The sequence below is a fragment of the Thioalkalivibrio sp. ALgr3 genome (assembly GCF_000377325.1).
GTDB lineage: Bacteria > Pseudomonadota > Gammaproteobacteria > Ectothiorhodospirales > Ectothiorhodospiraceae > Thioalkalivibrio.
Map to the genome: position 1 here is coordinate 263,394 of NZ_KB897979.1, position 10,038 is coordinate 273,431.

At 69.1% G+C, this 10,038-nt stretch carries 7 protein-coding genes; all 7 read right to left on the minus strand.

Annotated elements, in window-relative coordinates; translation table 11 throughout:
- Window positions 1–108 precede the first annotated feature (108 nt).
- Window positions 109–939, minus strand: coding sequence for a carbon-nitrogen hydrolase family protein (locus tag C998_RS0106890; protein WP_018870125.1), 831 nt, complete (start codon window positions 937–939; stop codon window positions 109–111).
- A 35-nt stretch (window positions 940–974) separates the two neighbouring features.
- Complete coding sequence (locus tag C998_RS0106895) at window positions 975–4,817, minus strand: YhdP family protein (RefSeq protein ID WP_018870126.1); 3,843 nt, start codon at window positions 4,815–4,817, stop codon at window positions 975–977.
- 72 nt (window positions 4,818–4,889) lie between these two features.
- Window positions 4,890–6,353: a ribonuclease G gene (rng, locus tag C998_RS0106900; RefSeq protein ID WP_018870127.1), complete on the minus strand. Its 1,464-nt coding sequence runs from the start codon at window positions 6,351–6,353 to the stop codon at window positions 4,890–4,892.
- A gap of 46 nt (window positions 6,354–6,399) precedes the next feature.
- Window positions 6,400–7,533 (minus strand): AI-2E family transporter, encoded by a 1,134-nt coding sequence (locus tag C998_RS0106905; RefSeq protein WP_018870128.1) that lies wholly within the window; start codon window positions 7,531–7,533, stop codon window positions 6,400–6,402.
- Entirely contained in the window at window positions 7,530–8,054 is a 525-nt protein-coding gene (locus C998_RS0106910; RefSeq protein WP_018870129.1) for a hypothetical protein, read from the minus strand. The genes C998_RS0106905 and C998_RS0106910 overlap by 4 nt, the downstream gene beginning before the upstream one ends.
- The gene (locus C998_RS0106915; RefSeq protein WP_018870130.1) at window positions 8,051–8,797 is read right to left on the minus strand and encodes a type 1 glutamine amidotransferase; all 747 of its coding nucleotides are present in this window, start codon (window positions 8,795–8,797) and stop codon (window positions 8,051–8,053) included. Before C998_RS0106915 ends, C998_RS0106910 begins: the two co-directional genes overlap by 4 nt.
- Before the next feature lie 12 nt (window positions 8,798–8,809).
- The gene (locus tag C998_RS0106920; protein ID WP_018870131.1) at window positions 8,810–9,718 is read right to left on the minus strand and encodes a LysR family transcriptional regulator; all 909 of its coding nucleotides are present in this window, start codon (window positions 9,716–9,718) and stop codon (window positions 8,810–8,812) included.
- Window positions 9,719–10,038: the final 320 nt, after the last annotated feature.

Genomic DNA, 10,038 nt, shown 5'->3' on the forward strand with positions numbered 1-10,038 from the left:
CATCCCTCGATTGGGTCGTTTTCGTCAGTATGATGCTTGGGGCCCGGGCAACGCTTTCAAGCCCGCGAGCCGCGGGGGCTCTCGCACCCCGCACGCGCTCCGGCAGGCTCACTCCGGAATGGCACAGCCCAGACGCCGATGCGAGACGGTCGGGAACACGGTCCGCATGCGTTCCACCTCGCGGCCGTCGATCTCCCCCAGCAGCACCCCGGGGTTGCGCCCCAGCTCCCCCAGTACGCGGCCCCAGGGGTCGATCACCGCACTGTGGCCCCAGGTCTCGCGACCGTTCACGTGGAAACCGCCCTGGGCCGCGGCCACCACGTACATCTGGTTTTCCACTGCGCGGGCCCGCAGCAGCACCTCCCAGTGGGCCTGGCCGGTCTGCGCGGTGAACGCCGACGGCAGCGCGACCCATTCCGCACCCTGGTCCAGCAGCGCACGGAACAGCTCGGGGAAGCGCAGGTCGTAGCAGATCGCCAGCCCCAGACGCCCCGCCGGGGTGTCCACGGTCACCACCTCGTCGCCGGGCTGATACACCCGCGACTCGGTGTAGGCCTCGTTGTTGTCGGGCAGGTGCACGTCGAACAGGTGGATCTTGTCGTAGCGCGCCACCACCTCGCCGCGATCGTCACAGACCAGGCACGCCGAGCGCACGCGCCTGCCGTCCGGGGCCCGCAGCGGCAGCGTGCCCCCGACGATCCAGACCCCCAGGGCGCGCGACTGTTCGGCCAGGAAACGCTGCAGCGGGCCCTGACCGTCGGGGGCCTCGGCGATGTCGAGGACATCGGTCTCCTGCATCCCCATGAAGGCAAAGTTCTCCGGCAGCACCAGCACGCGGGCGCCCTGCTCCGCCGCCTCGGCCATGCGCCGGCGGGCATCCGCCAGATTGGCCTGCGGCTGGGTCCCGGATGCCATCTGAATGGCGGCCACCGGTGTCATGCGCGCTCCTTGTCGGGATTTCGATTCATCAGTGTTCAGTCCTCTGCCGGTTCCACCCGGGTTTCCACCCGCGGCCGCTCCCACGGCCCGGTCACGCGATACTCCACCCGGGCCGCCTCTTCCATTTGATCGCCGATACCCAGCACGCGTTCGAGCAGCAGCACTGCGGCTCCGGTTACCGGGCCGCCCAGCAGGGCCCCCGCGATCGGCAGTGCCGTACGCAGTCGCGGTACGACCACGATTTCCTGGTCGTATTCGCGTGCCACGAGGTTGGTGTCACCCCGCACCCGGATCGCCGCGGAGGCGGTCTCCAGACCGAGCTCCGGCACATGCAGCACGCCATCCGCCAGCCGGGCATTGCCCTGCAGTTCGCTGAAGGCCAGGCCCTCGACGAACAGGTCGCGGAAGTCCAGACGCAGCCGCTGCGGCAGCAGGTCGAGGCTCACCAGACCCAGCAGCCGCCCGGCGCCGGGCTCGACATCGGCGAGCTCGCCATCGCTCAGGGTCAGTTCCATGGTTCCCTGCAGGCGCGCCAGGCTCGGCCGGAACAGAGCGCCGGGCCATTCCAGCTGCACCTCGGCGGTCCCCTCGCCGCCACGCAGGGCGCGGGTCAGCCCGCTGGAATCCAGCCCCTGCCCCCAGTCATCGCCCTCCAGATCGAGCTCCAGGCGACTCCGGCCTCGCCCCCCGGCATCCACATGCCAGCCGCCGCGGCCGGCCGCACGGATTCCGGGCTCGGGACTGCGCAGCACCAGGTCCCGCAGGGCCAGACCGTCGGTATCGGGGATCAGGTCACCACGGATGTCGGCAAAACGGTAATCGCCCAGACGCAGACTGTCGAGGGCAAGCCGCACCGACGGCCAGTTGCGCGGATCGCTCACCCCCTCCGCTGCCGGAGTCTCTTCGGGGGGCGAATCGGCGTCCGGTCCGCCCGGTTCCAGCTCGGGCAGGTGCACCTGTTCCAGCTCCAGCTGCAGGTGATCCCGCCGGTCGCTCGGGCCGTGGCGCCAGCCCAGGGTCCCCGCGAGCCAGTCGGAGCGACTTTCCACCTGCCAGCCACCGGGGTCGCGTACCGCGCGCAGTCGGGTCGCGGGCACACTCAGGTCATCCCAGTGCAGGGCCTCGTCCACACGCAGGACCACGCGATTCAGCGGCACGCCGGTGACCGCTTCCTCCGGGGCGTCGGTGCCGGGGCCGGCCACCTGCACGTTGCCCGTCCAGGGCGCCGCCTGCAGGGCCCGCGCCCAGGCCTCCGCGTCGAGCTCGGCAAAATGCCCTTCGACCACGGCGCCCTGCGAGGGCAGGCCGGGCGGATCGCCGGCGGCTCGCCCCAGGCCCAGCGCCAGCGCCTGCAGCGCCGGCCGCTGTTCGTCCTGCGGCAGCAGGCGCAGCCGCGCGTGCAGGACATCGCCCAGACTCAGCTCCCCCACCGCCGGCCGCCGGTTGTCCAGCGGCAGCGAGACGGTCAGATCGCGTCGCTGATCCTCCACCTTGCCCAGCGGGTCGGGCCAGTCGATGGCCACGCCCTGCAGATCCGAACGCAGATCCAGGCGCATCCCGTCCATCCCGCCCCCCAGGCTCAGTTCCGCGTCCCAGTGGGCGCGGCCACTGGCATGGGCCGCCAGTTCCGGGATCCCCTCCAGCCAGGGCTCGAGCGGCTGCGGACCACGCAGCCCCAGCCGGGCGCGTTCGCCGTCCAGCGGCCAGTCGATGTCCAGGGCCACCCGTTCGCCGTGCACCCCTGCCTCCAGCCCCTCGGCATGCACCCGGTCCGCGGTATCGAAACGGATCTCGCCGCGCAGTCCGTCCAGTGCGACCGGCCATTGCGGCACGTTCAGGTCCAGCCCCTGCGGCCGCAGCCGCCCGGCCACCCGCAGGTCATCCATGCGATCGCTGTCCAGCGGCAGCAGGAGCTGCAGGTCCAGGCCCGCCGGGCCGGCGGCCTCGGCCCCGTCGCGCAGCTCCGCCAGCTCGTCGCCCAGCCCGGCCCGGCGCAGGTATGCGAGCAGATCGGCCGCATTGCTGTCGGCCGACGCATCCAGTTCGAGATCGGGCTCGCCGGTCATGTCAGTCACGGTGACATCGCCGCGCGTGATGCGGGTGTCGAGGATACGGCCCCGCGCACCCTCGGTGCGGAAGGCCTCGTTGCGAAACCACAGACGCCCCGCCAGTTCCTCCGCCGGCGGCCAGTCCTCCTGATAGTCCAGCACTCCGTCCTCAATGTCGGCCCACAGATCGAACACCCCCTGGTGGTCCGCAAACGGGAATTCGAGCGGGCGCCCCCGGTAGGCCATGCCCCCGCCGGTCCCCCGACCGTCGACGATGCTGCGCGCCAGCCATTGATAAGTGGTCGCCGGGAGATAGCGCTCGGGCAGATAGCGAGCGGCGTAGGCCCCGTCGGCATGATGAATGTCCATCGCCATGGCCAGCAGCGGCCCCTGTTCGTGACCATCCAGGCGCAGTTCTCCGCGCAGCGAAGCCGCCCCCTGCTCGGCCCGGACCTCCAGCCCCTCCCCGGCCACGGTCCAGTCGTCCGGCGCATGCCGTCGTGCATGCAGCTCGCCGCGCAGGCGGTCCAGCCACAGGATCTCGTCCCCCAGCACGCGCGGGAACTCCGCACGCAGGTGTTCGCCATCGAACGTGGCGCCGGCCTCGTCGGTCTCCGCGTCCCACCATGCACGCAGATCCAGGCCGCGCACCCCCGGCCAGTCGCCATCGGTGCGCAGACTGAACGAGCGCAGATCGAGCTCCGCTTCGCGGATCCGCAGACGGTCGTCGTCGCGCCGCGCCACCAGCGTGCCCTCCGCCAGGCGGCCGCGCGGACGCAGGCGCGCCACAGGGTCCGCCAGGGCGGGCGCCGCATGATCCAGCAGGGGCTTGAACGGGGCATAGACCTCGGCATCCAGCCCGCGCGCGGCCAGCTCCAGTCGGTCCACCACGGCGCCGTGCGCCCCCGTCTCCAGGCGATAGCGCATGCGCAGGTCGCCGGAGCCGGGCCGCGTGCCGGTCCAGGCGGAGCGGTGCCAGGCATCGTCCACGTGCCAGTCGAAGCGGTGTCCGAGTTCGCGCTCGCGCGCGTCCTCGTCGCCGTTCAGCCGGGTGGTATGGAATCCGCGCAGGCGGGTGAGGCGACCGTCTTCCAGGTCACCCCAGATCCGCGCCCCGCTGGTGCCGTCGATCGCCGGCAGGCCGAGATACGCCAGCCAGGGTGCCCAGTGAGCGATCTCCAGGCTCTGGCCCTCGAGGAAGAACCGGGCATCGCGGGCGGCGGACGCCGGGATCCGCACGCCCAGTTCGAAGCTTCCGGCGGCCTCCGGGTCCAGGGCGCCCGCCAGCCGCAGCAGACCGTCGCCATCCGCGGCGCTGCGAAAACTCAGACGTTCCAGCCGGGCGGCCGACGTAATACCGGCAACACGATCGTCCCACACCAGCGAGATCGCCTCGCCATCGAACTCCGGCCAGGCCTCCAGCGCATGTTCCAGCACCGCGCCCTCGCCGGTACCCATGGTGTGGCCATGGAAGGTGACCCGCCCGTCCGCCTGGCGGACCAGACGGGCCTCCATGCCGATGACCTGCAGCCGCAGGCGGGGCGCCCACGCGCGCAACGACGCCACCGGATCCAGGGTGGCCCCGACCCGTTCGACCTCCAGGGGCTCGGCATCGCCGTCGACCATCTGCACCCCGCGCACCACCAGCTCGGGGGTCCAGCCGCGCCAGCCCAGCTCCACCGACTCGGCCCGCACCTGCATGCCGGAGGTTTCGGAAGCGGCCGTTTCCAGGCGTTCGTGCAACCCGTCCCAGTGCGGCAGGAACAGCCGCAGGCCCAGCAGCACGAGCATCAGCAGCAGGATCACGACCAGCAGCGCAGGCACCAGCACCCGAGCGATCGTGCGCAGCCTGTTCCGGGCGTACCCGGTTCGCTCCGCTGCATTCACGCTGGACGACCTCCCTCAGACAAACACCACGTCGAACTGCTCCTGGGTATAGAGGGTTTCGACCTGGAAACGGATGGGGATGCCGACGAAGCTCTGCAGCTCCGCCAGGCTCGCCGACTCCTCGTCCAGCAGCAGGTCGATCACGCTCTGCGAGGCCAGCACCCGCAGCTCGCGGGCATCGTACTGGCGCACCTCCCGCAGGATCTCGCGAAACAGTTCGTAACACACGGTTTCGGCCGTCTTGAGATAGCCCCGGCCACCACAGGTGGGACAGGGCTCACACAACTGGTGTTCAAGGCTGTCGCGGGTGCGCTTGCGGGTCATCTCCACCAGCCCCAGCGGCGACACGTCGCAGATCTGGGTCTTCACGTGGTCGCGTTCCAGGGCCTTCTCCAGCGCGCGGATCACCTGGCGCTTGTGCTCGTCATCCTGCATGTCGATGAAATCGATGATGATGATCCCGCCGAGATTGCGCAGGCGCAGCTGGCGACCGATGGCCTGGGCCGCCTCCAGGTTGGTCTTGAAGATGGTCTCCTCAAGCTTGCGGTGGCCGACGAAGCCGCCGGTGTTGATGTCCACCGTGGTCATCGCTTCGGTCTGGTCGAAGATCAGGTAGCCGCCGGATTTCAGCTCGACCTTGCGCTCCAGCGCGCGCTGGATCTCCTCGTCGATGTTGAACAGATCGAAGATCGGCCGCTCGCCGGGGTAGTGCTCGATGCGTTCGGTCAGCTCCGGCAGATAGCGCCGGGAGAAATCGACGATCTTCTGGTAGGTCTCGCGCGAGTCGATGCGGACCCGTTCCAGATCCACCCCGACCATGTCACGCAGGATGCGCTGCACCAGCGGCAGGTCGGCGTACACCTCGGTCCCGGCCGGCGCGCTGCGCGCGGCTTCCTGCAGGCTGTCCCAGATCTTCTTCAGGAACGCGGTATCGGTGCGGAGGGCCTCGTGGTCCGCCAGCTCCGCTGCGGTGCGCACAATGAAGCCGTGCTGCGGGGCCAGCTCGTCGCGCAGGGCCTCCACCTGTTCGCGCAGGCGGGCACGCATGGCATCGTCCTCGATCCGCGTGCTGACCCCGACGTTGTTCTGGTTGGGCATCAACACCAGGTGACGGGCCGGCACGGTGATGTAGGTCGTCAGGCGCGCGCCCTTGGAACCCATCGGGTCCTTGGTCACCTGCACCAGCAGCTCCTGCCCTTCGTGCAGCAGATCGCGGATCCCTTCGCTTCCCCGCCCCTCGTCCTCGTTGCGCGAGATGACGTCCGAGGCATGCAGAAAGGCGGTGCGGTCGCGACCGATCTCGACGAACGCGGCATCCATCCCCGGCAGCACGCGCACCACGCGCCCCTTGTAGATGTTGCCGACGATGCCCCGCTGACGCGCGCGCTCGATGTGCAGTTCGGTCAGCACGCCGTTCTCGACCAGGGCTACACGGCTCTCCTGGGGCGTGACGTTCATCAGCAGTTCGGTTCCGGTCATGCGGGATCTTTGGTCGGCGTGTACGAAAAAGGAACGCGGCTCCGCCTCAGGCGGAGTCGCGCGCGGGGGTCGCTGCGGCAGGATCCGCGTCCCCGTCGGACGGCGGCGGATCGCCCGGCGGCGATCCGGGTGGCAGGGACCGCGGCCAGGACTTGATCACCGCATGCACCAGGGTGGCCAGCGGGATGGCGAAGAACACGCCCCACAGGCCCCAGATCCCGCCGAAGATGAACACCGAGGCGATGATTGCCACCGGATGCAGGTTGACCACCTCGGAGAACAGCAGCGGCACCAGCACGTTGCCGTCGAGGAACTGGATCACGCCATAGGCCACCAGCACCCAGGCGAACTCGGAACTGAGGCCGAACTGGAAATATGCCACCGCCGCCACGGGGATGGTCACGACCGCGGCACCGATGTAGGGGATGATCACGGAGATGCCGACCATGAACGACAGCAGCACCGCGTATTCCAGCTGGAACCAGTTGAAGGTGGCGAAGCTGACCACCCAGACGATCAGGATCTCGATGAACTTGCCGCGCACGTAGCTGGCGATCTTCACGTTCACCTCGCCCCAGACCTCGCTGGCCAGATGCGTGTCGCGCGGCATGAACCCCCGGATCCAGCCGAGGATCTGGTCGCGGTCCTTGAGCATGAAGAACACCATCAGCGGGACCACGATCAGGTAGATCACCACATCCACCAGATGGCGCGCGGAGGCCAGCGAGAACGTCACCACCTGCTGTCCCAGCTGGGTGGCCTCGGCGCGGATCGCGCCCATCAGCTCGAACACCTGCTCGTCGGTGATCAGCTGGGGGTAGCGCTCCGGCAGCTGCAGCAGCAGTTTCTGCCCCTCGGAGATCATGCCCGGCAGTTCTCGCACCAGCTGGGTCACCTGCTGCGACATCAGCGGCACCACGCTGAACAGCGCGGCCACGGTCGCCAGCAACGCGCCCAGCAGCACCAGCACCACCGCGATGATGCGCGGCACATGCAGACGCTGCAGCTTGGATACCGCTCCCTCCAGCAGGTAGGCAATGATCACGCTGGCCAGCAGCGGCGCCAGGATGCGCCCGGCGAACACGATGATCAGCAGCCCGACCAGCAACAGCATGGCCAGGATCACCACCTGCGGATCCGTGAAGTGCCGCCGGTACCACTGGCGGAGCATGTCGATCATGACGTCGGGCTGTCCTTGTTGTTGCCGCCGCGATGCGGGTCCTCGGCCTGCACCCTGGCCTGATAGTGCGACCAGAATACCTCTTCCAGTTCGTCGATGACCTCGTCGGCCTCGCGACCCTGCATCACGTGCTGGGCCATCAGCGAAGAGGCCTCGTTGAGCAGCTTGCCGCGATCCAGCATGTAGTAGGTGGCGGTCAGTCGACGCATCGCCTTGATCACCGACTCGCCCTCCGGCCGCGGGATGGGCTCGGGTTCCGGCACGCCGGCGGGTTCGGAGGCAGCGGCAGGGTCAACGCCCTCCTCGCCCGCCCCGGCACCATCACCGGCACCGTCACCCTGGGCCTCGAGAAAACGCGCGAACTTCAGCAGGCTCGCCCGATCCGCCTCGGACAGGCGCGCGGCCACCTCGGCGATCGCCTCGGTGGTCGCATCACGCCGCCGCCCACCCTGGCCTCCGGCCAGGACCTGCCCGAGGTCCCCGGGCAGGCCGGCGCCCGTCGAGCCCTTCGGCGGGATCATCCATCACCCTCGATCTGCAGACTGAACACGGGCATCTTGCGCCGCTCCTGCATCAGCGACAGCTGCTTGACCAGAGCAACGAGCAGTTCGTCGGTGACCTGCTGCATCTGGTTCCATTCCATGCGCGCCTCGCCGAGCAGTTCGCCCATGTTCGGCGGCGGATTGTGGTCGCCCTCCATCAGGATATCCTCGAGCATCCCGGGTTTGGCCTCCGGACGGAACAGCATGCCATAGGTCAGCTCGTCGGGCCGCACCATCAGCCACTGGCCATCGTCATCCACCATGATCGGTTCCAGCCCTTCGGGCAGCTCCACCGAGCCGTGGTGCAGCTGCAGCACGCGGTGGCCGTCCACCGCCTCGGCCACCGGGTCACCCTCGCCGGCCGCGGTCTTGTGGGCGGTGGTGAAGCGCGCCACGTAGGGCGGCTCCTCGCTGGCCGTACCTCCGGCCTGCTCGGCCACCAGCAGTCCGCCCATGCCAAGACCGACCACCGGGCGCTGCGAGCGGCGGAAGATGTCGATCAGGGACAGTTCGTCCGGGACCTGCGGGTTGTTCTCGCGGTCCGCCGTGGGCCAGGCCCCGCCCAGCAGCCACAGGCCGTCGAACTGGGCCGCCGACCCGGGCAGGTCCTGCCCGACGAAGGGGCGGTAGTAGGAGAATCCGATGTCGCGCTTTTCGAGCTGAGCCTCGATCAGGGCCAGGAACTCGGAATAGGTGTGCTGTACTACGCAGTAGTTCTTCATCGCACTTTGTCCTTATTTGGGCATGTCGGGGCCGGGCCGGCAGTAGTCCTGCAGGAACTGCTTGAGCACCTCCAGCGTCGGCACCCGGAATTTCTGTCGCGCATGGACCAGCGAGATGGGCCGTTCCAGCGCGGGATCGAGCGGGATCGCCGCCAGTTCGCCCAGGGCCAGTTCCTTGGCCACCACGGCCTCGGACAGCACCGAGACCCCCATACCGGCGGCCACGGCCCCCTTGATGGCCTCGGGGCTGCCCAGTTCCATGCAGCCGCGCAGGGCGTTGCGGTCGTACCCGGCCTGCCCAAGGTACTCCATGATGACCTCGCGGGTCCCGGAACCCTCCTCACGGCATATGAATGGGGCGTCGATGAAGGCCTCCACCCCGACACTGTCGTGTCCGGCGAGCGGATGGTCGGGCGGTACGACCAGCTGCAGACGGTCACTGAAACAGGCCTGCACCTCCAGGCTGCGATGGGTCACCGGCGCCTCGACGATACCCAGGTCCACGCTGCCTTCCTCGACCATGCCCACCACCATGCCGGTGTTGCCCACCCGCAGGCGGATGCCGATCTCCGGATGCGCACGGCGGAACGCCCCCAGCAGCGACGGCAGCATGTATTCGGCCACCGTGGTGCTGGCGCCGATCACCAGGGCCCCGGCGGCCCCCTTCAGCTCGCGCAGGGCGGCCTCCATCTCGCCGTAGGTATCGAAGATCCGCTCGGCGTAACGCCGCACCAGTTCCCCGGCTTCGGTCAGGGCCACCCGGTTGTGGTTGCGATCGAACAGCCGCGCGTCCAGCTGCTCTTCCAGCTGGCGGACCTGAAAGGTGACCGCCGGCTGGGTCATGTGGAGGATCTCCGCGGCGCGGGTAAAGGACAGCTGCCGCGCCACCGTCAGAAACACCTGCAAGCGTCGATCGGCCATCGGCCCCGTTCACCCCTGTCGCGCCGGAAACCGGCATGCTACCAGTGCCACTGCCCGCGCGGCACATGCCGGCGAGGGATCCCGCTTGGGAAACACTGATCCATGTACACGCTCGCGTTGGCACCCCGGGTTCCGCGAGACAAGGCGCGGTGCGCAGCCGGTAGTGGTTCTACCGGCAAGGGCCGCAACGCAGGATCGGGGAACCCGGGGTGCCAACCCCCACAATTTATTGAATGCAGGGGCTCGGCCGCTTTTGCGCGCGCACGGCGTTGCGGCTCCCTTGTGCAGAATGACTGCACGGCGGTCGCCGCGCCTTGTTC

What these genes read in the sequence shown, in the direction of transcription:
- C998_RS0106910 (WP_018870129.1), bottom strand. Translation starts at nt 8,054, where the DNA reads ATGATCCCGCCGAAGGGCTCGACGGGCGCCGGCCTGCCCGGGGACCTC.
- C998_RS0106915 (WP_018870130.1), bottom strand. Translation starts at nt 8,797, where the DNA reads ATGAAGAACTACTGCGTAGTACAGCACACCTATTCCGAGTTCCTGGCC.
- C998_RS0106920 (WP_018870131.1), bottom strand. Translation starts at nt 9,718, where the DNA reads ATGGCCGATCGACGCTTGCAGGTGTTTCTGACGGTGGCGCGGCAGCTG.
- C998_RS0106905 (WP_018870128.1), bottom strand. Translation starts at nt 7,533, where the DNA reads ATGATCGACATGCTCCGCCAGTGGTACCGGCGGCACTTCACGGATCCG.
- C998_RS0106890 (WP_018870125.1), bottom strand. Translation starts at nt 939, where the DNA reads ATGACACCGGTGGCCGCCATTCAGATGGCATCCGGGACCCAGCCGCAG.
- rng (WP_018870127.1), bottom strand. Translation starts at nt 6,353, where the DNA reads ATGACCGGAACCGAACTGCTGATGAACGTCACGCCCCAGGAGAGCCGT.